This window comes from Pantoea sp. SM3 (assembly GCF_000963995.1).
GTDB classification, from domain to species: Bacteria; Pseudomonadota; Gammaproteobacteria; order Enterobacterales; family Enterobacteriaceae; genus Pantoea; species Pantoea rwandensis_B.
This window is the reverse complement of sequence record NZ_JZRD01000057.1, coordinates 1-26,375: the sequence shown is the minus strand read 5'-3', so window position 1 is coordinate 26,375 and position 26,375 is coordinate 1. Positions and strand designations below refer to the sequence as shown.

Annotated in this window: 24 protein-coding genes; 6 read left to right on the top strand and 18 right to left on the bottom strand. The window is 50.9% G+C overall.

Features of this window, described 5'->3' with window-relative positions; all coding sequences use genetic code 11:
* Positions 1 to 3: 3 nt before the first annotated feature.
* Together VI01_RS23840 and dnaB-PI are read right to left on the bottom strand one after the other, a co-directional pair.
* Positions 4 to 1,518 (bottom strand): ParB family protein, encoded by a 1,515-nt coding sequence (locus VI01_RS23840; RefSeq protein ID WP_045816923.1) that lies wholly within the window; start codon positions 1,516 to 1,518, stop codon positions 4 to 6.
* Positions 1,515 to 2,903 carry an SPI-7-type island replicative DNA helicase gene (dnaB-PI, locus tag VI01_RS23835; RefSeq protein ID WP_045816922.1) on the bottom strand — a complete coding sequence of 463 codons (1,389 nt, stop codon included), beginning with the start codon at positions 2,901 to 2,903 and terminating at the stop codon, positions 1,515 to 1,517. Before dnaB-PI ends, VI01_RS23840 begins: the two co-directional genes overlap by 4 nt.
* 586 nt (positions 2,904 to 3,489) lie before the next feature.
* Between dnaB-PI and VI01_RS23830 the strand changes: the two genes are divergently transcribed.
* From VI01_RS23830 to VI01_RS23820, 3 genes are read left to right on the top strand one after another with little or no spacing between them, the layout of a single operon-like run.
* The gene (locus VI01_RS23830) at positions 3,490 to 4,065 is read left to right on the top strand and encodes a hypothetical protein (protein WP_045816921.1); all 576 of its coding nucleotides are present in this window, start codon (positions 3,490 to 3,492) and stop codon (positions 4,063 to 4,065) included.
* Positions 4,047 to 4,517 (top strand): hypothetical protein, encoded by a 471-nt coding sequence (locus VI01_RS23825; RefSeq protein WP_045816920.1) that lies wholly within the window; start codon positions 4,047 to 4,049, stop codon positions 4,515 to 4,517. Before VI01_RS23830 ends, VI01_RS23825 begins: the two co-directional genes overlap by 19 nt.
* Complete coding sequence (locus VI01_RS23820; RefSeq protein WP_045816919.1) at positions 4,517 to 4,903, top strand: thioesterase family protein; 387 nt, start codon at positions 4,517 to 4,519, stop codon at positions 4,901 to 4,903. The genes VI01_RS23825 and VI01_RS23820 overlap by 1 nt, the downstream gene beginning before the upstream one ends.
* Before the next feature lie 31 nt (positions 4,904 to 4,934).
* On the opposite strand, the gene VI01_RS23815 is transcribed toward VI01_RS23820, so the two are convergent.
* The 13 genes from VI01_RS23815 to VI01_RS23755 form a co-directional block, all read right to left on the bottom strand.
* Entirely contained in the window at positions 4,935 to 6,584 is a 1,650-nt protein-coding gene (locus tag VI01_RS23815; protein ID WP_045816918.1) for a TraI domain-containing protein, read from the bottom strand.
* A complete protein-coding gene (locus tag VI01_RS23810; protein WP_045816917.1) occupies positions 6,574 to 8,079 on the bottom strand; it encodes a UvrD-helicase domain-containing protein in 1,506 nt (501 codons plus the stop codon). The genes VI01_RS23815 and VI01_RS23810 overlap by 11 nt, the downstream gene beginning before the upstream one ends.
* A gap of 115 nt (positions 8,080 to 8,194) precedes the next feature.
* Positions 8,195 to 8,875 (bottom strand): N-6 DNA methylase, encoded by a 681-nt coding sequence (locus VI01_RS23805; protein WP_045816916.1) that lies wholly within the window; start codon positions 8,873 to 8,875, stop codon positions 8,195 to 8,197.
* An 88-nt stretch (positions 8,876 to 8,963) separates the two neighbouring features.
* The gene (locus tag VI01_RS23800) at positions 8,964 to 9,278 is read right to left on the bottom strand and encodes a DUF5983 family protein (RefSeq protein WP_231638586.1); all 315 of its coding nucleotides are present in this window, start codon (positions 9,276 to 9,278) and stop codon (positions 8,964 to 8,966) included.
* Complete coding sequence (locus VI01_RS23795; RefSeq protein WP_045816915.1) at positions 9,275 to 10,210, bottom strand: DUF1281 domain-containing protein; 936 nt, start codon at positions 10,208 to 10,210, stop codon at positions 9,275 to 9,277. The genes VI01_RS23800 and VI01_RS23795 overlap by 4 nt, the downstream gene beginning before the upstream one ends.
* A gap of 102 nt (positions 10,211 to 10,312) precedes the next feature.
* Positions 10,313 to 11,299 carry an ArdC family protein gene (locus VI01_RS23790; protein ID WP_045816914.1) on the bottom strand — a complete coding sequence of 329 codons (987 nt, stop codon included), beginning with the start codon at positions 11,297 to 11,299 and terminating at the stop codon, positions 10,313 to 10,315.
* 74 nt (positions 11,300 to 11,373) lie between these two features.
* Positions 11,374 to 11,970, bottom strand: a complete 597-nt coding sequence (locus tag VI01_RS23785) for a hypothetical protein (protein WP_045816913.1) — start codon at positions 11,968 to 11,970, stop codon at positions 11,374 to 11,376.
* A 71-nt stretch (positions 11,971 to 12,041) separates the two neighbouring features.
* On the bottom strand, positions 12,042 to 12,653 hold the full coding sequence (locus VI01_RS23780) for a hypothetical protein (protein WP_045816912.1): 612 nt from the start codon (positions 12,651 to 12,653) through the stop codon (positions 12,042 to 12,044).
* Between the two features lie 85 nt (positions 12,654 to 12,738).
* The gene (locus tag VI01_RS23775) at positions 12,739 to 13,347 is read right to left on the bottom strand and encodes a hypothetical protein (RefSeq protein ID WP_045816911.1); all 609 of its coding nucleotides are present in this window, start codon (positions 13,345 to 13,347) and stop codon (positions 12,739 to 12,741) included.
* A 69-nt stretch (positions 13,348 to 13,416) separates the two neighbouring features.
* Complete coding sequence (locus tag VI01_RS23770) at positions 13,417 to 13,761, bottom strand: hypothetical protein (protein WP_045816910.1); 345 nt, start codon at positions 13,759 to 13,761, stop codon at positions 13,417 to 13,419.
* Between the two features lie 13 nt (positions 13,762 to 13,774).
* Positions 13,775 to 14,116 carry a hypothetical protein gene (locus tag VI01_RS23765; protein WP_045816909.1) on the bottom strand — a complete coding sequence of 114 codons (342 nt, stop codon included), beginning with the start codon at positions 14,114 to 14,116 and terminating at the stop codon, positions 13,775 to 13,777.
* 98 nt (positions 14,117 to 14,214) lie between these two features.
* The gene (locus VI01_RS23760; protein WP_045816908.1) at positions 14,215 to 14,562 is read right to left on the bottom strand and encodes a hypothetical protein; all 348 of its coding nucleotides are present in this window, start codon (positions 14,560 to 14,562) and stop codon (positions 14,215 to 14,217) included.
* A gap of 305 nt (positions 14,563 to 14,867) precedes the next feature.
* Positions 14,868 to 15,764 carry an integrase domain-containing protein gene (locus tag VI01_RS23755; protein WP_045816907.1) on the bottom strand — a complete coding sequence of 299 codons (897 nt, stop codon included), beginning with the start codon at positions 15,762 to 15,764 and terminating at the stop codon, positions 14,868 to 14,870.
* Positions 15,765 to 16,664: 900 nt separating this feature from the next.
* Here VI01_RS23755 and VI01_RS23750 point away from each other — a divergent pair.
* Together VI01_RS23750 and VI01_RS23745 are read left to right on the top strand one after the other, a co-directional pair.
* Positions 16,665 to 17,300, top strand: a complete 636-nt coding sequence (locus VI01_RS23750) for a hypothetical protein (RefSeq protein ID WP_045816906.1) — start codon at positions 16,665 to 16,667, stop codon at positions 17,298 to 17,300.
* Positions 17,301 to 18,640: 1,340 nt separating this feature from the next.
* The gene (locus VI01_RS23745; protein ID WP_045816905.1) at positions 18,641 to 20,533 is read left to right on the top strand and encodes a P-loop NTPase fold protein; all 1,893 of its coding nucleotides are present in this window, start codon (positions 18,641 to 18,643) and stop codon (positions 20,531 to 20,533) included.
* 1,214 nt (positions 20,534 to 21,747) lie between these two features.
* Here VI01_RS23745 and VI01_RS25650 read toward each other — a convergent pair.
* Positions 21,748 to 21,918: a hypothetical protein gene (locus VI01_RS25650; protein ID WP_197079623.1), complete on the bottom strand. Its 171-nt coding sequence runs from the start codon at positions 21,916 to 21,918 to the stop codon at positions 21,748 to 21,750.
* Between the two features lie 502 nt (positions 21,919 to 22,420).
* Between VI01_RS25650 and VI01_RS23735 the strand changes: the two genes are divergently transcribed.
* Complete coding sequence (locus VI01_RS23735) at positions 22,421 to 23,173, top strand: N-acetyltransferase (RefSeq protein WP_045816903.1); 753 nt, start codon at positions 22,421 to 22,423, stop codon at positions 23,171 to 23,173.
* Between the two features lie 2 nt (positions 23,174 to 23,175).
* Here the strand turns inward: VI01_RS23735 and VI01_RS23730 are convergent, their stop codons facing one another.
* Together VI01_RS23730 and VI01_RS25130 are read right to left on the bottom strand one after the other, a co-directional pair.
* Positions 23,176 to 25,302 carry a bifunctional diguanylate cyclase/phosphodiesterase gene (locus VI01_RS23730; protein ID WP_045816932.1) on the bottom strand — a complete coding sequence of 709 codons (2,127 nt, stop codon included), beginning with the start codon at positions 25,300 to 25,302 and terminating at the stop codon, positions 23,176 to 23,178.
* Positions 25,303 to 25,828: 526 nt separating this feature from the next.
* Positions 25,829 to 26,068: a transcriptional regulator gene (locus tag VI01_RS25130; protein WP_075564134.1), complete on the bottom strand. Its 240-nt coding sequence runs from the start codon at positions 26,066 to 26,068 to the stop codon at positions 25,829 to 25,831.
* Positions 26,069 to 26,375: the final 307 nt, after the last annotated feature.

The window sequence follows — 26,375 nt, the reverse complement described above, 5'->3', positions numbered from 1 at the left end:
CAGTTAACCTTCATTTACAGGAACAGTAGAAGCAGCACTACTGCGCTGCAGTTCACGGAGACGACGAAGGATCCTGATTAGCCGAAACACAGCTAGGGTTTGTTCGTCATCAAAAGCAGGTGTGGCTGATTCAGATGACCCGATCAGCAATTCAGAAGTGAAGTTCGCCGAATTTTGACAAGCGGTATCATCTGTCAGCGAAGCAAGAAATAAGGCCACAATATGAGCATCCTTAACGGACACTGACAATTCGTAACCTAGCTGTGATGTATTTTCATTGGCGGATTTTAAAGAACTACCACAGCCATGAGCACTGGCGATATCCCAGCACAAACGCCAGGCAATACTTTGCAAATGCTCAATATCATCTTGAAGGGCATTAATGCGCCAGATTGAACTAATATCCGACTGTGATAGATCATCTAAATCATGCGGAACAGGCTTTTCATCTTTTTTGTTTGATATAGAAGATGAACCCTTAGCTGTCTCATTTCCGTTAGATTGATCAGACCCCGGGCTAATAATCCGGGCATTACACTCAGATATAGATGAATCATCTGAGGCTAGCTCATTAAATGTCTGGTTGAGCTCAGCTGTATCATCATTTGCAACAGCAGATGATGTTGCCGTCGAACCAGAATAAGCAGGAAGAGTAATGTTTTCTGCAGATTCTACCTTTGCTTTATCAGCGCCACGGAGTTCAAGCAACCAGCCATCATAATCAAGCTCATCACATGGGAACGCTTCTGTGAGATCGCCAATGAGTTCATCAGTAAACATCTCAATTGACCATAACTCAGGATTATCGAACTTACGACAGCACTCACCAAATACATTGGCGAACTCTGCTTTGGTATAAATGTTCTTTTCAAACTCATATTTTTCCCAAGCTGTTTCGGCCCCATGGCGGAGCTTAAGCAAATTTCTAAGCTCCCGCCCGCCAAAACCTGACTTAAGCAATACAGGCATCCATGGATATATATTTGTCACTACATCTTTCATACGACTTACCGTAGAAAAATGTACGGGCAGGCCACTATTGGTAAGTTCAGAGGCAAGATCACGTAATGAGATTTTCTTTCCGCGTTCTTCTTCAAGCATCAAACGCGCTTCGCTTACAGAGATAGCCTTATCAATAAAAGTTAACTGCCCATGAGTTTCATTTTCGGCCAGGTGCCCGGCAAGGCACTGGAAACGCCCAGGCCATGGTTTTTCAATGCACACCATTCTGAAGAACCGCGAATCTCCTGTCTCATCCCAAAGTTCTCGCATGATGGTGTAGCGAGTGTTACCACCGTCGCTGAAAGTAAACTTGCCTTCAGGAAGACGTGGGTCACGAGTAACTGACGGTACAGAATTAAGGCCGCGTGCCCGGATGGATGCTTTTAGATCGTCGAAAAGAGGATTACGACTTTTGCGCGGATTATCTGGATTCACACAAAGCTCATCAAGAGTGAAAATTCTCGCAAAACTGGCGTTCTTTTCTGGCGTGTTTTTTACCAAGTGCAGTTTACTCATTGAGGATTACTCCTGAAATCGTAGCCAAAGTCATACCCACCTTCAGGATATTCCTTGAAGAGAGTAAACCTGCCATCAAACTGAGTTTTGATGGTTCCAGTAGGTCCCTGTCGCTGTTTACTTATAATGATTTCGGCCTGACCAGGATATGCCGTATCTGCGTGATAAACCTCATCGCGATAAATAAAAGCAATCAGGTCGGCATCCTGTTCGAGCGCACCAGAATCACGAAGATCGCCATTATTTGGCCGTTTATCCGCACGTTGTTCAACCTGACGATTGAGCTGTGACAATGCAAGAACAGGACAGCCAAGCTCTTTTCCAAGCGCTTTAAGTGAACGGGATATCTCTGCGATTTCCTGCGTCCTGTTTTCCATATCAGGGCATCGCATAAGCTGGAGGTAATCGACCATAATCAATGAGGGCTTGCCGTACTTACGAACATAGCGACGCGCACGGGTGCGCAGCGTCGCCGGCGTCTGAGAACTATTTTCATCAATAATCAAGCGATCGCGCCAAGCTGCCATTTCATTTGCACCCTGACTGATGCGTCCCCAGTCTTCGTCGCTCAGATTTCCATTACGGAGGTTGGTAAGGTCAACACGGCTTCGCATTGACAACATGCGCATAGTTAGCTGGTCAGTTGGCATTTCGATACTAAAGATAAAAACGGCTTCCTGAGGCTTGCTTTCAATTGCACCGATGCACCAGCTGACAGCTAAAGCGGTTTTACCCATGGAGGGGCGTGCTGCCAGTAAAATCAGATCACCCGGTTGCAAACCACATGTCATGAAATCTAATTCAGCCATGCCTGTGGATGTACCTGTTATTCCGTTTTCAATTGCAGTAGCTATTTCAAGTTTGCTCAGCACTTGATCAAGAGCAACCATAATTTCTGATTCGCTCTCAGTTGCGTTAGTTCCCTGTTCATTAAGACGGAACAGAGCATTTTCAGCTTGCTCAGCAACTTGCTGTGAATTGAGGCGATTAGCCTGTATATCAGCTATAAGACTGTTTCCAACAATCTGCAAAGCGCGTAACCGGCTCTTTTCAATAATAATGCCCGCATAGCCGAGAATGTTCGCAGCTGAAGGGGTGTTCTTACTAAGCTCAGCTAAATAAGCAAACCCGCCACAGTGTTCAAGCACACCATCTCGTTCAAGGTTTTCACTCAGGGTTATCAGGTCTATAGGCAGGGATAACAGACACAAATTGCTCATCGCCTTGAATACATGACGATGGGCTGCAACAAAAAAATCACTATTTGTGAGCAGGAGATTAATTTCATCCCAACGCTCATTGTCGAGCATTAATGCGCCCAGAACACATTGTTCCGCTTGTAATGAGTAGGGTACAGCTAATAGGGCTTCAGGCGGATTAGGCATGAGTTTATCCCTCCACAAGATTGTGGATTAAGTGATTTTTTAATGGTCTAGGTTTCTAGCTAAGCAGTCTTAGCAGTTAGCTCGCTGATATATACCTCTAAATAAGCATCTATCAAGCCCTGAACGATTTTTGAGGCGCTAATGACGCGGCCAGACGAATGCGTGAGCCGCACGGCACATCCTTCAAGATTGTTACGTCTGGTCTGACCTATATAAATAATCGGTGTTGGCGAACGTGATTGATTATGTGAGGGCATAACATCTCCAAGTTAAGTTTCATTTGAGAATTTCCTTAACCCAAGTAATGGGAAAGGAGCATCTATTTGCTCAAACGGACCAGAACCCCTGATTGCTCAAAAACCTAGTCAAATGGTTCGCGACTAGTACACGCCCTCACTTCTCACGTAAAAGTGTCAAGGAAAGGTCATTTTATGATAATGTTTAACACTAAATTTGTTAACTTTTTACATATTACCACCTCTAATGGCTTTTTTGCAATTTTTTCCCATTTATTAGTAATTATTCCCGAACGCTGTGCAATTTTTTCCCTTAAAATCATTGCAATAATTTCCGTTAAGGAATGCGAATGTTAGATACGATTGAGAAGAGACTTAAGTGCTGTAGGGCTGCCACGGGTACTACGCCACAGGAAGTTGTGAATTTCATACAGCAGAAAAACATGGATCTGTCCTACACAACCTATACCCGTTGGGAATCAGATGGCTCTATACCTGCTCGCAGGATGGACGTAATAGATGTCATTGCCGAGTTTTTCACCGAAAACGGGCTTCAGGTAAAGGGCAAATGGATCATGACTGGTGAGGGTTTCCCCCCCCAGTTTACTGAGTATGCGAAACTGGATGAGGATACTCTCTTCATCTTAGCCAGCCGCCAGTTACCTGACGTGGAATTGGTGCAGATAGCGGGAATGTACGGCGAACCATATGTAAGTTTCGGAGAGTTCTGTATTGTATCTACAGTCACAAATATCGACCCTAATAATAACAAATTGTGCTACGTGAAAAGCGCTGATGGTTTGCATGTTGGCGTCCTCAAAGTAATGGACGAGAAATCCATTCTTTTAGAGGGAAATCAAAGCACTAAACTAATGAAAAGCGATATTTATGAATGCCGGAGAGTGAAATGGATTCAAAAGAAGTAAAACTTAAATTTCACCACTGCAGTAATGAAGTCATTAAATTTCTCGATAAACTCGAGCACACTACTTACATCTCAACATTATTAGTTGTCAACAATAAAATCTCTGCTCACCAAAGCAATGGCTATGCTGACTGGGATAACAAATTTTATTACGAGGGTAAGTATAAAGACAGCCTTCTAATAAAAATAGGCATCGAACTTACCAAGATTAACAAGGGTGACGTAAGCACTGTCATCTGGGATGACGCTTTGCGCAATGAAAAAAACAATGCAATCGATGAGCAACGGCGTGAGCACAACATATATCATGGGATTAGCTTCATTTATGGTATTGAGGATGACATGAGCATGGCCCTCAATATTTGTACCGGGGTTGATACCTCGCAAAAGGATTTTGAAAATTTAATACTGCCAATGCGGTTTGCGCTGCTGAACTACTTTAAGGATTTATGATGTTTACCAAAACCTATTCCGTAGACGAAAAACACGTTGATTTCCAAGGTGTTGTAGATGGTCTCTACTATCCCTTTTACATGGAATGGACGCGTCACGCTTTTATGAAAGAATCGCTTGGATTAGACCTAGAACAGGAGTTCGCTGAAGGACGCCTTCACATGATCCTGGAATACACGCTGCGCTTTAAAAAGAGTCTGCAAAAAGGCGATGAAATGCAGGTAACATGCGCCCTCCAGGCAAACGAGAAACGCAGTCGCGTCAATTTTGTTCAGCAAATACTGGTCAACAATGTTGTATATGCAGAAGCAGTATTTACCGCTACCTGTATCGCCAACGGCAGACCTGGTGTTCCTGATGCAGTGAAGAATGCTATTCCAGCTTGATTTTAAAAGGGAACCCCTCCGGGTTCCCTCATTAGTTTTCAATCAGAATATATTGGCTGTCTTTAACCTTATCCTTTCCTGCCTGATAAAATAAAGAGAGTCGGACTAAATACCCACTCCGCTTCTGATACTTACCTTCAAGACCTTCAGATTCATATATGCGCACTCTGAAAAAACGTTTATCGTTACGCATATGCAATACGCCGTTCTTTTCAAATGATGCCTGCACAGCCCTGCGATCATTATCAATGCCTGTTACTTCAATAAATTTAAATAAAGCACCCGGCAGAGAAATAAACATAAACCCACTTACTGCATGAAGCAGGCTGTTTCTCTCATTCACACTGAGCGATTTATTATTGACTGACTCTCTCAGCCACAATAAAAACTGCTCGCCAAGATTACTAACATCTGCGCTTTCAGGTGCAGCGAGAATGATAGGGTTTTCACACGACACTTTTTCGTTGCTGGCTTGATCCAGCACAAAATCGATAACAGGCAATATTTCCTGCGGCTTGGCTTCGGGAATAAGTTCCAGGCTTTGATCCGGGACCGCAATTACTTGTTCAATCATATCCTGAACAGGCAAACAGTCATCTGCATTATCCGTTCCTGCTCCTTCAGCCTGTTCATCCACATTGGTGTCCGCCGGTTCAGCTGCAGCAAACATGCTGAGAAGGATGGCCGTATCATCAGCCGCTTCTTTTGCCACTGGCTGCTCAGTTACTGCGCCGCTGTTTTCTGAAAAAGCCGGGGGCAAAGAACCTGTTTCATCATCTGCAGTTAGCAGAGGTTCTACGTTCACTGGTGAGAGGCCGGAGGCCATATCCACTGCACTGTCCGACCCGATACCGGCGAGTGCAGAGGCAGCACTGATGATATCGTCGGGGAAAGCCGTTGCTGGCAGTACGGAATCCGGCAAAGGCACCGCAGCGGCCATTGCAGACATGCCCGTCTGAGGAGAATCGGTGGGCGATTTGCTGATGCCTCGCGCTTTGTCGAGAATTTCTTTGATGAGCGGCATGGCCGCTGCATCTCCGCCAGCCAGCGAAGCCATCACTCGCAAGGCCTGGCGATCTCCGCAGAGCCAGGAGACCCCGTCATGAGGCAACAGCCTGGCCGCCATCATTGCCGCCATACCAGAGTCGGCTGCATTGTTTATCCGGAACCGATAAGGTGCACCCGGCGCTGACATACCGGGGATCCAGCACTGTCCGTCCAGCAATTCCCCCTCAATCCGGGTCAGTTGTGGCAGATGTGCAGTAAGCGCTGACCAGAAAACAACAGCATTCCAGAGCGTGTTTTTAGCGGCCTGTTCCTCAGGTGCCGCGCCCGGAGGAAACATATGCCCTTTTGCCAGCCTTACGCTGCAGGCGGTAAATTTCAGGGTGAGATCAATGTACCCGCCCTCTTTACTCCATTCACCTTCAGTGCTGGCCGGCACGTTTTGTACGCCCTCAGCGAGTATTTTCAGCGGTGTCAGATAAAGCCGGTTATAAATCTCCTCCGGCAAAGACGTGTTATCCCATATTTGCCTGAGAAGGAGCTTACGATGCGGGGAAGCAAGCAGCTCTGTGGCTGACTGCGGCGCGAAATATCCCGCCGGAATCTTACTACAAGCCTGCGCTGGCTTAGCCGCGGTTTGCCCTCCGGATATCATGGTTATGAGCTTACTGAACATTCTGGCTCCCTGATAATTCAGCTTCATCGCTGAGATCAAGCGCAGCTGATTCCTTTCCGCCCGGCGTTTCAGAGCCTTTGCACAATGCATCAAGGCAGCCGGTCACGATACAGACCAGCTCATTTGGCACCAGAATTTTGCGCGCGCGCGTCACCGATACGTACAGAAGATTCAGCTCATCTTCTTTTTCACGCGGATTTAAAAGGGGATCGGTAATATCAACAAAATCATCGCTGATTTTGACCGCGTTCCACTCAAGCCCTTTACTACGGTGCGCCGTCACGACTGTCACATCAGCATCGCTTTCGTGCGTCACCGCCTGCTTTTTTAATACAGCCAGCAACATTGGCAGTGGAAAATACATGTCCAGCAATCGTACACCCTGCCCCATTTCCGGATCTTTTGTTGCTTTGGCAATGGTTCGATATTCTTCGAAGTCACGATAATCGCGCGTCAGCTGCGGCGACTGAATACGATCGGGCATATCGACCGAAAGCCAGTACAAATTTTCCAGTTCACCAATGCGGTATCCTTCCATTCCGCCCACCCAGTACACCTTTTTACCCGTCAGGCTCTCCATCAGAGCTGAGCCAATCACGCCTGCTACCGTCCGGCTGATAACACAGCAATGCGCTGTTCCGGCGGGCAATTCGGCTACAACCTGGTCCTCACCACCAAGGCCGCTGATCCGGCGGCTTTCCCCCGCCTCGGCAAGCAGGGTATTCTCAACGTCTGCGACCGCCGTACCAAACCGGAAGCTGTTCGTCAGCCACAGTTTGTCTGCAGTCTCCAGCTGCGGCGAAACGAGGGCATTTTCCGCCCCCCTGAAGCGATAAATCTGCTGATAACGATCGCCGACAAGGATGATGCGACAGGGCTGGCTGAGAACAAACTGACTGGTCACCGGATTAGCATCCTGCGCCTCATCGAAAAGGATCTCGTCCCATTTCTTATTCAGCTCCGGCGCTGACAGCTGATAAAGTTTTAGATAGATGTCATGCGTCACCGGAAAATGTGAATCCATCCGGGTCATTTCATGCCATATGACCTGTGCAGCTCCGAGTATTTTTCCCGCATCCAGTCCGCCCCGATCGCTCTCATCGGGCAGATGCAGAAATGAGATTTCCCCGTCGGCGCTGTACAAAAAGGTGTTAAGCGTGTTCAGCGCAGTCCGTGCCAGTAGCCAGTGTCGGGTATTGAGCAGCCGCGCAATATCCGTTATGCGCAGAGACGTGGTAAGCCGCGCCTGGAAGTGCCGCCCGAACGTTGGCCATGCCAGTTGATGAAACGTTCTGCACTCCACGTTAAATGGAAAGCGACGCTCTGACTCCTCCCTGATCGCGCGATTGTAGGCGAGGTAAAGCATCCGCTCCGTGGGGTTTGCCAGCGCGTAAGCTTCGAGCGTGGACGTTTTGCCTGTACCGGCAAACGCCGTAACAACAAGTTTTCTGCCTTTCCAGGCGATGATCTGTGCCTGCTCCTGCGTGGGTTGCATGTAATCAGTACCTCCGTCAGCGTCATGCCATGAACCATGCCCTGCCGGGGAGTCGGTATCCACCGCAAACTCTATACTGACCCGCAAAAAAAACGCCTCCGGAGAGGCGTTATAGTCAGGCTGCGCGTTGCTCTGCACTGCCGAGTTTTGCTGCCCACCTGGCGGTGTAGTGCAGCGGGGTGTAAAGCGTACGGCGCCGTTCAAGAGTCAGCGCGTTTCCGGTCACAACCTCTGCTGCAATGCCGCAAAGCGAGAGCTGTATATAGGACATACTGGCGGCCAGCGGATCAACGTCCGTCACCGACACCCACAGCTGTTCTGAGACCGTATAACCGCGTTGAGCAAACTCTTCAGCGAAGGCGATGACCATACAACCTGCACCGCTCGCCGGCTCCTGCAGGGTTATGAAGTCTTTTCCCTGCATCAGCGCATCGATGCCGGAAAGCTGCATTGATGCCATCATTCGCGATACGTCCCACGGCGTGAAAAACTGGCCGCGATACTTATCACCCAGCTCAAGCTCCATAAAAATGCCGCCGAGAAAATCACAACGATGCTCATCGAGCACCATCACGACATGACCCAGTAACTCAGCCAACCTGGTGACGTCCTCCTTCTCGTAGCCGGCAATTATGCTCAGATACTGCTTCTCCAATTCTGCATCGTGCGCAACGCCGTTGTGGAGCGCAATGGCCGCACAGCTGACGAAGTCCTCAAACACCTTGTGCCGGTGATGATAACGGGCGGTTGTGTTGAAAATCTTCAGGAATGTGCTGCGATGATTGATAAAAGACATGCGTGTTCTCCATAAAAAAGGGGAACACGCCCCTGAGGAGGTGTTCCCCTCAGGGTGTGAGGCAAGCCTTACGGCTCGCCATTTTTGGTTACCAGCTGTACGTGGTGAATCCTTCCACCTCCGGAGCCCCTGATTCAAAAATCAGGATTCCTAAGGCATCCGAACGTATTAGTGAAGCAATCACGCGACGGGCCTCTTTCGATAATCCCGCTTCTTTCAGTCGCAGAACCGGCGAGGTGCACGCGGTTAAACGCAGAAGATAGCCCCCGCCGATGTAGTGGACCCACTCACCGTTACCGACTTCACGGGTCGTGATCTCATCAAGCAGCGCATTGTCTTCTGCGCAGAGGTGAGCCGTCGAAATAACGCGGCAGCGAAGGTACTCACTGTTGACGTTTATCACTGTGCGGCCTGATGAACGGATGTTGCGCCTTCCGGTTCGTCAGGTTCAGCGACCGGCACCAGATGAAGCCCGGGCCTGCCGTCGTCCAGTTCATCAATAATCGCCTCAGCACTGCAGACATGCTCGCCCCGATCGTAACAGTCATAACCATCAAGATCGTGAACCGGCTCGCTATACCAGTGACGAATTTCACAGTCAAACGTGGATGACAGTGCCGCGATGACCTCTCCTGCCGGAGGGAACCAGGCGGAATCAAACGCAAGTTTTATGCTGCTGACGCCTTCTCGTTCCCAGCTGACGTTGTGACCTGCCGGCCACTCCATACCGTACTGCCGGCAATAGAGGCTGCCGGACGTGGAAGCCCCGGAAAGAAGTCCGCCACTTCCGTTTAGTTCAGCAGCCAGCCGGCTCGGGATTATCTGCAACATATCGCAGGGTTGAGCCCTGTCAGGCATCTGACTCAGTCGTTCCCAGCACTGACCCGGATCGATTTCCCGGGAAAGCGTGGCAATATCAAACCAGTCCGCATAGCGCTCCTCAATAAGTCGCGCGATATGTCTGCGCGAAACGTCCGGAATACTGTCCCAGCGAATCGCGTCGATACCCGACTGATGGTAAAGCCGCTCAATTTTACGCAGATGTTCCCCGTCAAGCGGTACGTCATTGCGCAGTAAACTAAGCCACTGTTCAAACGCCAGGTTGGCTGGCGTGCCCTGTCCCGTTCCGCTCTGCATTAACCCGGGAAACGGCGGAAAGGATTCCGTTTTAACCGGGCGTAGCAGGCCACCACAGCCTGCCAGAAACAGTTTTATGCTGCGCATGACGGCGTGACGGTAAAGCGGTACGGCCTCACCGCTGATCCACTCCTCCATAATGCTGATGAGCGCGGATTTTCCGGTGATCTCTAAACGGTTATGGCACCAGTCTGACATGGTTGATTCCTCTTTTTTTAAAAAAAAGAGGGCACTGTCCCGTGAGGAACAATGCCCTCACGGGACGGCAACGCGTTTACTTAGCGATGCCGGGTTGGTGTGTTATGCAGCTTCTGCCGCACTCTGATCTAACTGCAGTAAAAACTCTGACGCTTCTCTCGCGTGCCGGCAGGCACGAAAGAGTGCTTTTTTGTCCGACTTCAGTACCTCAAGCCACGACTTTATGTAGCTGTCGTGCTGAACATCGCCAAACACGCCGAGCTGGGCGCACAGAAATGCGCTACCCATCTCCGCTATAAGCTCCTCAAACGCATACACCGGATCGCCGAAAGTTTTCGACGGTTTGGTTATGCCTTCGCGGTTCAGTCGTGACTCATGGCCGGTGGCGTGCACAACTTCATGCAGCAGCGTGCTGAAGTAGTCGGCGTGGGTAAAAAATTGCTCCGCCTTCGGCATTAGTATTGAATCAGTGTGTCTGGCGTAACAGGCCCGGTTCTGTAATCTGAACTCCACCTTAACGCCCGCCATATGCACAATCTCACATATCCGTTTTTCCCTCGGCCAGTCGATCGTGCCAGGGTATTCAGATACGGGAGACTCATGCGGTACAGCCGCAACACTGTCCGGTAAACCGTCACACTGCTCGACGTTAAACAGAAAGTTAGGCTTTATCATGGCTCGCGATTCCATCAGCGGCTTACCGTCGGAATCAAACAGTTTAATTCCGCTGGCATCCTCAGCCTGCTTTTCAAAAGGTCTGAAGATAATAGCCTCTGATGACGTTTCACCTTTGCGAACCTGACCGCCCAGCTCCTGCGCCTGACGATACGTTACCCAGCGATCGGTGCTGTATCCTTTTTCCTCTGCGGCCAGCCATAAAAGAAGCACATTTACGCCGCTGTAAGGCTTACCGGTTAAGGCATTAACCGGTAACGGACCCGCAGCGGCGCAGCAGCCGGCAATGCGCCACGGTTTTTTCCATGGCGCCACGCCGTTCTCCAGAGCCTCAACGATACGGTCAGTGACCTTCTGGTACAGATCGACGCTCTCAGTTTTCTTTGTGCGACGGGTTTTGTTTGGTTTGGTCATGGGATGCTCCTTAAATGAAAAAAGGGCGCATCCCTCCCCTGACGGGCGAGAAATACGCCCGTCAGGGGAAGTGGTTAACGCACCGAAGAAATGATCTTTCCGTCGGCTGTTATGCTGTTCAGTCGCAACCGGAGTTGCCGCCTGGAATGATAGAACGCATGGCGGTCATGCCGCTTACTGTCAGTGAATATTGCTTCTTCAAGTGTTGAAGCTGCCAGACCGAACCACCGGGCCCGTTCTTGGTCGCAGCTGCAGTCACAAAAATCCGAGGTCCTCATCAGGTCGATCCGTTCACGGAACAGCGCGAGTTTACGCTGACTGTGCCAGCTGATGGTTTTGCGCTTCAGCTGATAGGGTGAACGGACAGACAGAACAACCACCCTGTCTGCCGGCGTTATGGGACTGAAAAAGGCCGGGTCATCCACAGTGAGCTCGTAAGTCTCAGAGATCGGACCAAACTTCAGTTCAACCTGCACACCCGGGTCGGCACTCCCGCCGCTGTATTCAAGCGCATAAATGCGCGCTTTACGGTAGAAAAGCTGACCGGGTAGCCCGTTTATGAACTCCAGGAATAAACCTTCCTGCGAACAGATAACAAGCCTGACTGACATAGCCTGATGGTAGGTTTCATGAAACAGCTGCGCGAGCGCGTCACTGTTGAAAGTAAACATAGGATCACCTGCTGTAATAGCGGGATCTGTCTCCTTCCGGAGAGCAAATCCCGGAAGGATCGGTATACAGGTCAGCTGTTATGCTGCTGAGTAAGCCAGAACTCAATGCCTGATATGGCTTCCCACTCTTCAGTGGTGACCTGCTTGCCTGGACCGGAAGTTTTTACCAGCAGCAGGTGTTCAATTGCGCCGGGTATAACAAACGATGCCGGTATTTTTTCAGGTGCTTTGGTGAACATATCCATATTCCATGCCAGCCATCGCTGCGCGAAATGCCAGCTTTGCGGACAGGAACTGGTTATGTAATAGCTTTCGGGGCATAGGTTATGCAGAAGAACCAGCACGATGCGCACGAATAAATCCTGCTTGCATCTCTGGCTCTCCACTTTACGGTATGTCCGAAAATTATCCGAAAGCGTCTGCCTGAGGTAGAACGGATTGAGGCAGTAGCCTTCGCCGTCCTTGTGGTTGAACGTGACCGAACCCTCTTCGTCAAAAAGTTCTGACGCGCGGTTCATGTCAAAACCAAGCTGCTTGTAAGGCCGGAGCTGAGCGGGAAGAAGCCAGAATGCTTCTTTAACTGCGTCGGTAAATCTGAACCACTGTTCATCATTTATGGACGCTCCCTGCTCAAACTGGTAAACGCCCGGAAGGACCAGAGGCTCGGTTGGTGTAAGTGGCATGGTAAATCTCCATTCAAAGGGGGATTTACCGCCCAGGGGGACGTAAATCCCCATTGGGTCAGGTTAGGTCAGGACGATTGCCGTATCAGCGTTTACCGTTTTTCAGTTCTTCAAGGAAAAACTCAAACTCTGAAACAAGCCCCCAGTCTGCCGTTGTAAATGGACGCTCAGCACCGGAAACATTTCTGATAAGCAACTCATCAGCAGCCCCGGTGATAAAATTGTCCGTGCAGAATTGTTGAGGCGCATCGCTATCAGCAATGAGCCGATGCCGTATCGCCCAGCGAACAGGCAGAGACCAGCTTACGCCACCCGCTGATGAGGTTATCTCAAAGCAGTCTTCACAGTGGTTGTGCAACAGTATCAGCACTATACGTGTGAAGAAGTCGATCGGCTGGCCTTCGGTTTCGATGAGTAAATCTGCAGACAGATCCTTTGTAAACACCACGCCACGGGATATGTAATCCCCTTCGTTATTTCCTCCGAATGAAAAAATCTCGGGAGAAGGGAACATCATTGAGGCACGGTCCATACGCGTGCCATCTGCTGGCGAGCACGGACGAAGGTGAACCGGTAACAGCCAGAATGCCTCTGTAACTGCAAGAGTAAAGCTGTGCCATTGAGTCGGAGAAATCCATCCGGCCGGCCTCACTGTATAGGTGACGTGCTGCGGTGCGAAGTAGATTGGTGTCATGATAAATCCTCAAAAAAAGGGGGATTTATCCTCCCTGATGGGGAATAAATCCCCACAGGGTTAGTCAGATCAAATAGCTTCTAAACGGGCAATTTCCAGGTCACCCAAACCTTCATAACGGCCTTCTGCTGAAATCCGCTTATGTAAATCAGGGTTGAGCCTGATACTCATGGCACGTATTGAGTCAACTATCTCGTCACAGCCAGAACCAAGAAAACGGTTCTGAACCATGCCAAACTTAAGGTTATAAATGACGTTAATCTGAATGTTCATAGTGAGAGGGAGCTCACCATAAAGAAGTATCTGTTCATCAAGGTCATCTAAGCCAGACCTTTGCCAGACAAGTGCTTTCAACATCTCGCCTTCAAATTCAGCTAACTGCAGCATATCCGTCAGGTTGGTTGAAATTGTCATATACAACTCACCTTCACTGGTATGCATAACGCAGGTTTGCCATCTGATTCGCCAGCTTCAGTGCAAAGCGACGAGCCTGTCGGAACGAGCTGAAAACCTCATCCGGTTGTTTCAGGGAACCGAACCGGTGATTACCGTAAAATGTGCCTGAACGGGTAAGTATGCCAGACGTCCACTTTCCTGATTGCAGCTGATAAACATGAACCTTAAAGCTGAGTGAACCAGCCCGGTTTGTTATCCACTCTTCTTTTCTTTCACCGGCCGCGAAGCGATCCCGCAGGAATAACGTTGCTGCGGAGGCTGCTGAAAAGATGCCTTTTATGGAAAATGAAGTTGGTAATAAAAGTGTATACATGGTGTTTCTTCTGTTGAGAGGGAAACACCTGCCCTGTCGGGAAGATGTTTCCCGAGGGGCATTCGCATAGCGAATGTATGGTTCAGACGACTGTGCTGTTACTTCTGAGCGGTGAACACCCTGAAAGTCGCAGCATCAGACGCGGCATGCTGAGCCGCTTTGGCTGCAGCGTTGTGTGTAAAATGCTTACCATGCCGGCTGAAAATGAATTCATTGCCCGGCTGGCCTTCGGTCAACGTTCTTGCCATAACAATGGCGTGATAACGTTGATCGTCAAACCAGACGCGGGAACGAAATTCATAATGACCGGAAGGTGAAGCGAGCCACGATGTTCCCCTGAGTGCAGCTTTAAGATCAGGACATTCAGATGCAACACGGGTTGCAACGGAAAGGACCAAATCGAGTGGCACACGCAGTTCATTCAGAAAGGAACGGGTTATGGACATAGTTTCTCCAGAAAACAGAGAAACATTTGCCCTGTCGGGAATGTTTCCCCGAAGGACGAAGGCCGGAGGCGGATGGTTGAATGTACCTTCATCGCCAGGCAGTAGGAGCCGTAATTGACGATATCTGCTTCCAAAGGCGAGCAGATGTACCACACTGATGTGTTCTCCCTTTCAGGCTACAGGAGTGTTATTTGCAGCTACCCGAAGGCGGTCATCTCAAGCTACAGACCATTGGTGGTTGTCCGAAGACAACGTAAGAAGCGTTTTAATAATAGCGTTTGCCTGAGGCAAATTACAAGAGCCTTTTATTCATCTGACTCAGCTGTCCGGTTATAAACCCGGACAACGTAAGCACCACGTCCATCACCATGTCCAAGATCCATTGAAACTAACGCCTCAGCTTCTTTGCGACTCATGCCATTTTCTAAATGATGATTTACGGCATCCCTGGAATAAGCATACCTGAGACTGTGCGGGGCATAGATCCCCGTCATTCCACTTTCACGCAATACGTTATGATAACGATCAAGCGCCTGATGAAGCGTTGGTTTATCGATTAACTTACCGTTATTTTGTTCGATATAGTGAATAGCTTCATTTAACAGGACAACAACTTTCTGTTTATCAAAAACGCTGGCATCACGTGGACGCCCTCCTTTAGAGCCAAACACAACACGCACATTATTATTTCCGGCTTCTAGATTTTTTCGCCAGGTCTTAAGTGACTTTGCCGACTGAACAGTTTCCTCTGCACGTAGCCCAATATATCTGGCGAGCTGAATACCTAACGCAATCCCCCTGTCCTTTTCTGAAACCGTTATAACTATTTCTCTGAGACGTTCATCCGAAATGGCAACTTTAGTGCCTTCCCGACTGGCTTCTGAAATATTCAGCGCCTGATTACTTAATTTCTCATGTGCAGGATTAGCCAGAACGTTACGTCCGCCTTGTGACAGGATTGAACGTAAAGCGGCCATTTCATTTTGCAGGGTGCGTGACGAGATATTTTCATCCTGACGACTACGGATATAATTCTCGATATGTTTGGTTTTAATATGGCTAACGTCCCGAATCTGAATATTAAGAGTTGCCAGTCGCTCTGAAAAGCGACTGGCAATCTTTGAACGATCAGAAACCGTTTTAAAACTTCCTCCGCCCTGACGTGCGAGCGTGACGAGCTGCTTACCTAATTTACCAGACACTTTTTATCTCCTTCAAAACCTACAGCTGTAAGCCCAAAAACCAACAGCTGTATGACTCTGAATCTGTACATCTCTTCCCCGATGACACGGTTGCTTTTGCGCTTCCTGCGTCTCGACTGGTATCTGTGCATCGGGGCGGCGAAATGTTGAGTTCTTGCGAGGCTCCCCAGGTCTCTGACCTGTTTGCGGCTTGCGCCGTGCTGACGTCAGTCAGTCTGCCTCCGAACACCAGTTTCCTGATGTCGCCATCGATACCGAGTCGATTATTCTCCTTCTAGTAAAACGCCCTTAACGAATTGTTCGTTAACGTCGCGTCATGGTTGATAAATAGCCAGTTGAGTATCTGAAAACACGTAATACGTGCACGTCAGATTGTAACGGCATGCTGAAAACCGCACTGTACGTGGGTTTGGTCGTTATGCGCTGCGCGCGTCACTTTGTTCTCGTTTCACTCGAACCAAAGTGACGCCGCGCAGCTTCATGCTCCTAATGCGTCTTCCGCAAGCGCCCAAATGTTCCAAATGGGCTTATGCGTCCGAGCAAAAGTCGTATGCAACTCAGGGCGTATCCCTGAAAATCTCATAACGTTTGTGAAAAAAGCATCGTGGGGATGCCTTATCTGATGTCGCCAGGCGTGTGTGAAAGCCCAGGCTTTGGTGAGATTAATGTACCCCCATCGTCGCGTCGTAGGTGCGCTTGTTTTGACGATATCTGCTTCCAGGAGCGAGCAGATGTACCACACTTATGTGTTCTCCCTTTCAGGCTGCAGGAGTGTTTTCGTAGCTACCCGAAGGCGATCCTCTCAAGCTACCGGACCATTGGTGGCCGCCTTGTGGCGACTTACAACGCTTGTTAACATATCAAGAACGACAAAAATTTGTCAAAGGATTAAGGGAGAATATGATGGATTTTGATAAATCACTACTTGCACTTATTAGCTCTGGAATTACGATATTAATCTTCTTATTTACAATGATATTTAATCTCCACGGAAGAATGAAATTGCTAAGAAATGAGAAAATATCTTTGTACAAGGATATCAGTTCCGCGTTACAAAGCTTTGGTAAGAACACTGAAACATTGAAATTATTAGAAAAGAAAGTTGAAGAAGAATCTCTGATGTACGTTACTAAAACCAATAATATCCAAGATGCAAAAATGATGCTCATTATAATGAACAGAAATCCTGAACTAACAAGACGAGACGAATACGAACTTAGGAGATACCTTGACTGTATATATATCTTAAGAAAAAGCGAATCACCATTAGCCACAAAAAACAAGCTGATTCTTTCAAAGTCAAAATTTATCGAAAAAACCCTCTTGGGTTTTTCGATAAATATTCTCCAGCTTCTCATAATGGGTGTAGTATTGTATGCGCTAATGCGTGTTATTTTTTTAAAAATCATAGCGGCATCCATAATTCTTTCATTCAGTTTTGTTGTAACATACATATCATTTATAAAAAGCCTTACCAAGCACCCTCCTTTATTCACATATAAACCTAACAAGAAACGAGTTGAATCCTTACTATGAATACGAGAAATTAATTTTTGATATTGGCGAAAGTTAATAAAAATCACCTAAGGTGTTGTATGTCTTGATGGACACAAATAAAATCAATAAGTGATTATTAATTTATAGGGGGGGTAAATATAAAAAAATAGAAAGGTAGCATTACTCAATAGCGTATTTCATAACGAGCTGGAAATGGTTTTAAACCGCTTTCATATATTCATCACCATATCTTATTTATGCTTATGCGCGACCTACATAGTGTGTTGTACAAACGCAGGTGGCGAAAGTGAGAATATCTTTTAAATGGAGTAGTGTTACCGATCATAGTCACTTTTGAGGCGATCATAGGAGCCGGTTTGCTTGTCGCAATAGATAATTTCGTTAGACTGTTTTTTTGACATAGAGGATTCCTTATAATTTGATTGTCACTTCACGTCACTCTGTGCGATTTGTCCCGCCCTTCTTTTAACTAAGCACATTTCATTGGACACTCCCCACATCTGGATCTAGGACGTACGGCGGCAAAGCCGGGCCAAAGCAAACATGAAAAGATGATAAGAGAGATAACAGGCATGAGTTTGTTATGACGCCTGTCCCCCCAGTACAAGTTCTAATTACTATACTGAAGCAAATTGTTACGCCCTCGGGCCACTGTTAATATGAGGAATTCTCTCATGGAGTCGTCATTTTACTGCTATCTGACCCCTGCCGTAGCAGGTGAAGCAACACTTCACGTCAGGGGTTGCTCCTGCCTGATTGATAACAGTAACCGTATTTTTCTGGGCTCAGTGTATAAAACCTATCAGGCCGTTAATTTGGCAAAGCGGCACAGCGCAAATGTTGCAAAATGCCCGTATTGTATGGGCGAATGATCCTTGCCAATTCTGAATGCGACCTACCCGCATCTACTCTGCAGGATGATAGGTGAGCTGCCCTGCACTGACCAATGGTTTCAATCAGGCAATTCACCTGCCTGAAATGAAGGGCTGTTCGCCAGAAAACCCCGCGAGCTCCCTGTTTAGCGCAGGCAGGCTTTGAGGAGCCAATTTGGCTGGAGTCAACGCTTTCTAACCACCTACGGCATTACAGCACACCTCAGACTTTTACCGGGCAATGATGCGATGCCCACCCCGGTGGAGATGAAGCCACTAGCAGAAAATGAAACGCTCACCCTTTACTCAGCCATGCCTTGGAAACCTCAGGAAGGTGTTCGCTTCGGGTCAGTACGATCATGGAATTGCCAGGGAATAAATGCGGCTTGAGAACGATATCCCACGTGAGGTGCGTATACTGCTGACTCGCTGTTCACTGGCGGACGGTCTTCAAATATCGAGCCTGCTAAATAATAGGGAACATACATGGACAATCGCCATACCCAGGAATTTATTAACTACTATCTTGACCTGAAAACCGAACCGCAATACGCCATCATGCTAAAAGGCGCCTGGGGTTCAGGAAAAACCTGGTTTATTGAACGGGTGCTCAGGGAATATAAGACACCCGATAAGGAATTCAAATTTCTCAAGGTAAGCCTGTATGGCATCAACACCATTGAACAGATTGAAGATGAGTTCTATCGTCAGCTCCATCCTGTACTTTCAAACAAGGCTCTGATTTTTGGTGCAAACGTACTCAAAAATACTTTAAAGGCATCGTTCAAAATCGATCTTAATGGCGACAGCAAACATGATCTGGATGTCAACGCCAGTATTCCCAGTATTAACCTGAGTGAGTTCAGCCGCGAACCTAATGGCTTTGTGCTTGTGTTTGATGATATCGAGAGAACGGGCATCGAGTTGAAGCTCCTGTTCGGCTATATCAATCACTTTGTGGAAGTTAACGGATACAAAGCGATCCTGATTGCGAATGAAGATGAAATCATCATAAGCGAAAAACGCAAAAATAATGGCGACAATCTCGCCAGTGCTGGTTACATCAGAAAAAAAGAAAAGCTTGTTGGCAGAACCTTTGAGGTCGTATCGGATTTACACGGTGCCTGCAGGGAATTCTTAGGCAAGGTGAGCAGCCGTACCGTTGCAGAAGCATTTAAATCTGACATACAGTCTGTAGAAGCGCTCTATCGATCTGCGGGTTACAACAACCTGAGGCATCTGAGGCAGTACTTCCTGGATGTCGAACGAATCACCAACCTGCTGGGAGTTCAATACGTCAAAAATGACGAGTTTATGGGGATTTTTTGCCGCCAGTTATTGATCTTCTCCATGGAATACCGGGGCGGCAATCTAAGCCATGAAGAGTTTGATAGTATCGGCAAAGTTAACTACTCCCTGATGCTGGGCGACAAAAAGCAGGACAGTAAGTACGACACGATTGTGCAGAAATACTCCTCTCCTGTATTAAGTGAGAAACTGCTGGATGGAAAGCACTGGCGCGAACTGATCTGTGATGGAAAGGTGACAGATGAACTTCGCACGCAGCTGGACATCACACGCTTTTTCAGAAGCGCCAGCGCTCAGGCATGGGAATATCTCTGGAATTTCCGGCAGCTCAGGGAGAACGTGTTATCCGAGCAGTATGACATTGCGAGAGATAACCTGTTCTCTGGAAAAATCACGGAGTTTGGTGAACTCCTGATGACGGCAAGCATCCTGATAGAGCTGGCGAACGAAGGCCTGACGAAGGATGTGATTCAGGACATCATAGATGAGACTAATCACCAGACAGACAGCCACTACAGCCGTATGGGGCCGAAGGAAATCCAGCATGCGTTTGTGAAATCACGTCACAATGAATTAATGGCCTGGCGAGGGATGGGTTTTCTTAACCGTGATGGGGATGATTTCAAAGCCATCCGTGAGCATGCCAGGGTCGCACAGCAGAACAGATTTGATGCTTCACTACAGGAGTTTGCGGCACAGTTTAGTGAAGAGCTTAAAAAGGGAGACTTCACGTTTCTTTCAGAACTTAGCCTCTCCGACCAAACCAGATTGAGGTTGTTTGAACTGCCGTTTTTACACCTGACCGACCCCGCCCTCTTTATTGACAGTTTCAGGCACCTCGACCCGGTGGTCATGAAAATAGTCAGTTTCAGCCTGAAGAACCGTTACGACGATGAGCTCTGCCGGAGCAAACTGCATGAAGAATATGACTGGCTGACTCGCCTTAAGACTACTGCGGATGGCTTCATCAGCGATCCCAACAGTAGCCGCTTTCAGGTGTTTCACGTGAAAGAGTTTGCTGATTACGTACTGGCGAATGCGATTGCCTTATTTGAACCGGCGCAGACTTAACGTCGGGGCTTTACGCGAAAACTGATTAGAAAAGCACGTCATTTCCTTTACTCAGTCAGTGCAGGAAACGGAGGCAAACCGTTTCCTGTCTGGTTCATGTTAACTTCCCTGCCCCTGATTAAATACAGTCATCTCATTAAGAGATGTGCTGGCCTGCCACCATAAGTGCATCTTCCACTTCAGTAAGGTTTAATTTTTCTTGATGCCATGCTCAGTCCGCAGAGGACCAGCAGATCATTAAACCTTCAGAGCTAAGCTTTCTGGCCCGTAGTGCATCCTTTAGTGAATCAGCGAAGCATACTGGCTTCACCGGTTAACGCAGTCAGGTTGAAGATCCGGCTGCCTGCCGGGAGGCCAATGGCGGCAGGCAGCGCTTAGCTCTTTGCTGATCCTTATTATTTTCACAGCACAGGCTGCCATCCAGCACCAGAAAGCGATCGCTACTACCGAGACTGTCAGTGATCAAAGAAATCGAAAGTTATCCTCAGATTGGAAGCTGTTTACCACGTCCGTACCTTAAACGCCCACCAGGGAAAGCATCATGAATGGCAAAACCCAATTCACCTGTTTACGCAGCTGTATATTAAACTTATCAAAGGGATATAACCCGGGCCAGCGCAACACCGTCTTTAGCGAAGAAAGAGATGAGGTGGATGGAGCTGAAGTATCTGAATGCAAGGTTATCCGAATCGTCACTTACAGGAATGACAAATGAAATCTGGTCAGCCAGACAATGATGTCTGTCTGAATCACGCTAAAATTTTTCTCAGACCCGCCCTTTCTGCCCTAATGCAATTTCCCGATCAGCCGATAAATATTGTGTGCCTCATCAGGGTACATATAACCGATACTGCGACTGATTGTGCTTATGGCTTCCTCCCGGAAGCCATTTTTTTGCGCGGGTTACACAGTTAATTCCTGACCCGAAACGCCGGCGATGGTCTCCTGCGCTCCGGAAGAGCAGAAAATAACGCTCGGACAAAATCCACGGCACAAAGGCCCGGAATTCAGGGCGCAGGAAGAGAACTCATCAGTGATGATGGAAAGCATGCAGAGCGAACAGACGTTCAGAAAAAAACAGGGGCCGGTCGGCCCCTGAAAACATCAATGAGATAAACGGACTTACTCGTGTCGTGGAGTGTGGCCATCGGATTAACCACCTTATTTTTATCGGCTATCCGCGGAGAAACTTCAATCCCGGACGGCTCAGATGCTTACTGTTTTTCATATCGCTCCACGTCCTGTTCCGCCTCCTCCAGTTCGGACATCAGCGCCGCGAGGTCCACCATTCCGGCCGCCGGATTTCGGCTGGCGCGCCGGTAACGGAGCCTGAGCGCACTCAGGCGTATCAGCGCTTCACGATAAGGCGTGGCACCGTTTTTCATTATGACGTCTCCTCTGCGCAAGCACGCATGCCTATTCACACGCTTTGAGCGACCCTACCATACAGGCCTGTAACGGGGGCACGCGCTGGCAGGAGAAGCATGCGTTTCGTCACAAAAGTATGCTGAACGCCTGAGATATGGCCCGGAAAAATTCGGGCACGGAGGTCATAAAAAATATCCCGGGGTCTTCCGTACCGGGATTAAAACTGGATTTCACATAACCGGTCTGACGCCGGCTGCGTAAAGCGGACCAGGGAGTCCTGAAGGGAATGCAGGCGTCACGGACGGCCCTATGCGTGGCCGGGTGCACAGGCCTACCTTAATGCAACCCTGGACAAATCATGCGAGGAAGTCTCTGATTCTGCTTATTTTATTCTGACCCGTGCAGAAATATATCTCTCACGGTACAGATTCCGCCGAAATAAGCCATGGAATCCACTCTCTGCTGTACAGCACCACCGGACGCCATCAGGATACCCTGATTATTTTCAGGAACTGCTCCATGAACGCTGCCACAAAATCTGCATCCTTTACGGAACACGTCCTGACGGTCCGCCGTTTACACGGTGGCATTAAACCTGACGCGCCGGTAAGCCTGCTGGTCTCTGCCTGCGAAGACACGGTTGCCGCCGTATGGCCGCAGCGGGTCGTCCGCACGCTGAGGCTGACCTGGCACGTGCTGTCTCCCCTTCCGCGCGGGATCCTTCCGGGTACCGTCAGCGCGGTCTTCACGCCGGGCAGAGGCGGCCGTCCGGGGCGCGTAGCGCTGGCACCCGGCGGGCTGGTGCTGGCCCCGCCGCTCCGGGGATGCGGTATCGGCACATGGCTCATGCAGCAGCTTGCCGCATGGGCCGCCACGCTGCCGCCGGCTACCTGGGTAGAGCTTCAGTGCCGCGACCCGTCGGTACCGCTATCGCCGGTGGAGGAGGCGCGGGAGCGCCGGCTGCGCGAGGGGATCGGCGCCGGGCCCCGGATGGATGAACCGCGGCTTACGGTAGCCGGGCTCCGGCTGCACCGCCGGTGGGAAAGCAGCCTGATGGCCGAAAGCCCGAAAGCGGCTCTGAAAGTGCTTCTCAGCCTGGCGCCCGCCACCAACTATGAGCTGGCAAACTACGAACGGCTGACGCTCAGCAGTAGCGCAGAGCGTTGTTATGAAAGCAGCTCCCTGCGCAGGGCCGGGCGGGGCCTGCTGTTTCTGGGCTCGCTGCCCTTTCTTCTGCTTGATAAGCTGGCGCACCGGCTGATGGGCCGCTAGGGTCAACTGTCCGTCAGCGTCATGCTGTCGTCTTCCGCGTGGAGCAGCGCCTCAAACGCCGCCGCCGTCAGGGGCCTGCACAGCCCGTTCCCCTGCATGATGTCGCACTGGGCGGTCGTCACAAATGCCCGCTGCGCCGTATCCTCTACGCCCTCTGCTGCCACGCTGAGACCCAGGCTTTTCCCCAGCGCCGCGATGGCCCGGAACATCATCCGCACGCGCATGCTGGTACCGAGTTCGTGAGTCAGCGACTTGTCAATCTTGAAGCCGCTGACGAACCCGTGCCGCAGCAGGCTGATGGCGCCCAGCGTGCGGCCGTAATGATCGATGACGAACGCGGCTCCCGTGCGCCGGATGGCTGCGAACTGCGCCGGTGCCTCCTCAACGAGCCCCGTCAGCAGCGGCTCGTCAACCTCCAGGTCCACAAAGGTGGCATCGCCGCCTGCCGCTTCGCGCAGTACGCTTTCCAGCCCCGTACCGGAAAGCTGTCGCGGGAACAGGTTAATGCTGACCCGCAGCCGCGGGCTGCGGACCTGCCACTGGCGGACCTGCGCCAGCGCGGTGCTGATGACCCAGTTACCGAGCGTCACGGACAGCGGACTTTTCACCAGCATCTCAATAAACTCGGCGGGCAGCAGCAGGCCGCGCGCGGGGTGTGCCCAGCGCACCAGCGCCTCGCAGCCGATGAGGCGCCCGCTGCCGGCGTCATAGCGCGGCTGGAAGTGCAGGATGAACTGCTGCTGGCGCACCGCGGTTTCCAGCTCGCGCTCAAAGCGCCGGCGCCGCTGCTCCGCCGCCAGGAATTCAGGCCGGAACAGGACGCTACAGCCCTTGCCCGAGGCTTTGGCCCGGTAGAGCGCCAGGTCCGCTGCCGACATCACCGCCGACGCGTCCTCACCGTGTTCGGGAAAGGCGGCAATGCCGGTGCTGGCGCCGACTACTACTGGTGAGCCGTGGTAGCTGAAAGGCGTCTGCACGGCCGCAATCAGGCGCTCCGCCGTCAGGCCTGCACCGGCACTTTCGCCCGGCAGCAGGATGATAAATTCATCCCCGCCGAGCCGGGCGGCCGTGACCGCGTCCGCGCACACCAGCCGGATCTGCTCCGCCACGTGACAGAGCAGCGCATCGCCGGCGGCGTGTCCGAGCGTGTCATTGACCTCCTTGAAGCCGTCCAGGTCGGTCATCAGCAGGGTGTACGGCACGCCGGCCTCCGTCAGCTGCCCCAGCTGCTGCATAAACGCGCCGCGGCTGGCCAGGCGGGTCAGCATGTCCAGCGAGGCGAGCTCGCAGAGCCGGGCCTCGCTCTCATGCCGGGCGGTGACGTCGCGCACGATCATCCCCACCAGGCGTTCGCCGCCTTCCATCCAGCCCGAGAATGACACCTCGGCCGGAAACTCCTGGCCGTCGCGCCTGAGCCCCCATATCTGCAGCGTGCGCGGCAGCGAAATCGCCGCCTCGTCAGCGGTGAGACGCTCAAGCTCGTTGCGGTAGTCGGTCTGGCAGCGCTCGGGAATGAGCCCGGCCACGTACTGTCCCGCCATTTCCTGCGGGCCGTAGCCGAACATTCCCGTCGCCGCCGAGTTCCAGAAGGTGATGCCCCGCTGCAGGTCAGTGCAGATAATGGCGTCCGGGGAGGTGGCCGAGATGGACTCCAGTCGCTGCTGGCTGGCGTGGCGCAGCACCTCAAGCCGGTGGACCTCCATCCGGTCCATCACCAACGCGGCGATGTCGGTCAGGTGCTGCCGGTCCGCGTCCGTCAGCGGCGGGCGCGGTTGCGTGTCGGTCAGGCACACCGTGCCGATGTGGTGCCCGTCCGGCGTTGAAAGCGGGATCCCCGCGTAGAAGCGGATGTGCGGGTAGCCGAGAACGAGCGGGCTGTCGCGAAAGCGCGGGTCGTCGAGGGCATCCGGCACGCAGAGGATCTCCCCCTGCGCCAGCGTGTGGTCGCAGAAGGCAACGCTGCGAACGGTGCCGGTGATGCTCAGGCCGTAGCGGGAAAAGAAAAACTGCCTCTGGTCATCAATCAGCGAGACGAAGGCAGTGGGTACACGGAAGAGCCGCGCGGCGAGCGTGGTGAGCCGGTCGAGAGCGTTTTCCGGCAGTGCATCCGGCTGCTGATAGGGTGCCAGCGCCGCGAGACGGGCGGCCTCATGGTCTGATGTCGGGCGTTTCAGGGTCGGTTCCCCAGGTGGAATAAGCTGTGGCCGGCATGACACAGCAAAAAGGGGACACGTTCAATCAGACGGAGCCGCAGAAGTGCCTGCCGCCCCGCCGCCGGATGAAAGGCCCGTCAGCTGACCCCGCCGCGGGCGGGGTCAGGGATAACAGTGACGCCCTGCTATCGGGACATCACGAAAGCGTTATTTCAGGACCATTCCTGGCCACGGTCAGCGCTGCAGGGAGGCGCACCGCAGGCAGATGACGCAGTCAGGGTGCCGCAGGCGGGCGGACTGAAGCGCATGCCTGAGCGAGTAAAACGTGCCGAGAAACTGCCCCCCGCCAGCCTCCGCCAGCTCGCCGCAGCCCGCGCAGTGCACCTCTTCGATGGCGGGACGTCCGCGTCGCGCCGCATAATAGTACTTTCCGCTCATGTCCTTCTCCTCTTATCGGCCGGGCCCGGCTGAACTTCAGCGGGCCGTCAGCGGACAGAGCCTGCTACTTTTTCTTTTGCGGCACAAGGGCATAGTGAGGATGACGCCCGGCGAGCAGCAGCAGGAGTTCATACTCTCCCTGGCTCAGGGGGGCGGGATTTTTCACCGCCTCCTTCGTCTGCCAGACGCGCAGGCTGAGTTCAAACCGCTCAGCGGCGGCCTCCTGCGACAGGCCGGCGGCAAGCCGGAGTTCACGGACGTCAGAACCCACCGCGACGGGCCGGTTTAAAAGCTGATTTCCCAGAATATGCTCCTTTCAGCGGTGCGCGCCGGAAAGGACCGGCGGAATAAAAAATCGCGGCATGCGCCGCGGACGACAGATTAATCATTATATTATCTTAACTTTTATTCTCCGATGCAATGCGTGTAATGCTGTCCTCTTCTTATCAGCTACAGGCCGGAATAAATCATTACCCCGCCGCTTCGCATTATTCATCCGGCGCTAAAGTTTTATTTCCTGCTACCCCAGGAATCCTCTCCTTTTTTTACGAAATCCTGACACAGGGACTATTCCGGTATTTTCCGCCTGATTATTCGCCAGGATAGGCAGG

Coding starts and splice junctions, on each gene's coding strand:
- VI01_RS23805 (WP_045816916.1), bottom strand. CDS start 8,875: ATGTCTTTTATCAATCATCGCAGCACATTCCTGAAGATTTTCAACACA.
- VI01_RS23775 (WP_045816911.1), bottom strand. CDS start 13,347: ATGACACCAATCTACTTCGCACCGCAGCACGTCACCTATACAGTGAGG.
- VI01_RS23810 (WP_045816917.1), bottom strand. CDS start 8,079: ATGCAACCCACGCAGGAGCAGGCACAGATCATCGCCTGGAAAGGCAGA.
- VI01_RS23735 (WP_045816903.1), top strand. CDS start 22,421: ATGAACGCTGCCACAAAATCTGCATCCTTTACGGAACACGTCCTGACG.
- VI01_RS23745 (WP_045816905.1), top strand. CDS start 18,641: ATGGACAATCGCCATACCCAGGAATTTATTAACTACTATCTTGACCTG.
- VI01_RS23795 (WP_045816915.1), bottom strand. CDS start 10,210: ATGTCAGACTGGTGCCATAACCGTTTAGAGATCACCGGAAAATCCGCG.
- VI01_RS23770 (WP_045816910.1), bottom strand. CDS start 13,761: ATGACAATTTCAACCAACCTGACGGATATGCTGCAGTTAGCTGAATTT.
- VI01_RS23840 (WP_045816923.1), bottom strand. CDS start 1,518: ATGAGTAAACTGCACTTGGTAAAAAACACGCCAGAAAAGAACGCCAGT.
- VI01_RS23825 (WP_045816920.1), top strand. CDS start 4,047: ATGGATTCAAAAGAAGTAAAACTTAAATTTCACCACTGCAGTAATGAA.
- VI01_RS23815 (WP_045816918.1), bottom strand. CDS start 6,584: ATGTTCAGTAAGCTCATAACCATGATATCCGGAGGGCAAACCGCGGCT.
- VI01_RS23760 (WP_045816908.1), bottom strand. CDS start 14,562: ATGTCCATAACCCGTTCCTTTCTGAATGAACTGCGTGTGCCACTCGAT.
- VI01_RS23790 (WP_045816914.1), bottom strand. CDS start 11,299: ATGACCAAACCAAACAAAACCCGTCGCACAAAGAAAACTGAGAGCGTC.
- VI01_RS23765 (WP_045816909.1), bottom strand. CDS start 14,116: ATGTATACACTTTTATTACCAACTTCATTTTCCATAAAAGGCATCTTT.
- VI01_RS23820 (WP_045816919.1), top strand. CDS start 4,517: ATGTTTACCAAAACCTATTCCGTAGACGAAAAACACGTTGATTTCCAA.
- VI01_RS23830 (WP_045816921.1), top strand. CDS start 3,490: ATGTTAGATACGATTGAGAAGAGACTTAAGTGCTGTAGGGCTGCCACG.
- VI01_RS23750 (WP_045816906.1), top strand. CDS start 16,665: ATGATGGATTTTGATAAATCACTACTTGCACTTATTAGCTCTGGAATT.
- VI01_RS23780 (WP_045816912.1), bottom strand. CDS start 12,653: ATGCCACTTACACCAACCGAGCCTCTGGTCCTTCCGGGCGTTTACCAG.
- VI01_RS25650 (WP_197079623.1), bottom strand. CDS start 21,918: ATGAAAAACGGTGCCACGCCTTATCGTGAAGCGCTGATACGCCTGAGT.
- dnaB-PI (WP_045816922.1), bottom strand. CDS start 2,903: ATGCCTAATCCGCCTGAAGCCCTATTAGCTGTACCCTACTCATTACAA.
- VI01_RS23785 (WP_045816913.1), bottom strand. CDS start 11,970: ATGTTTACTTTCAACAGTGACGCGCTCGCGCAGCTGTTTCATGAAACC.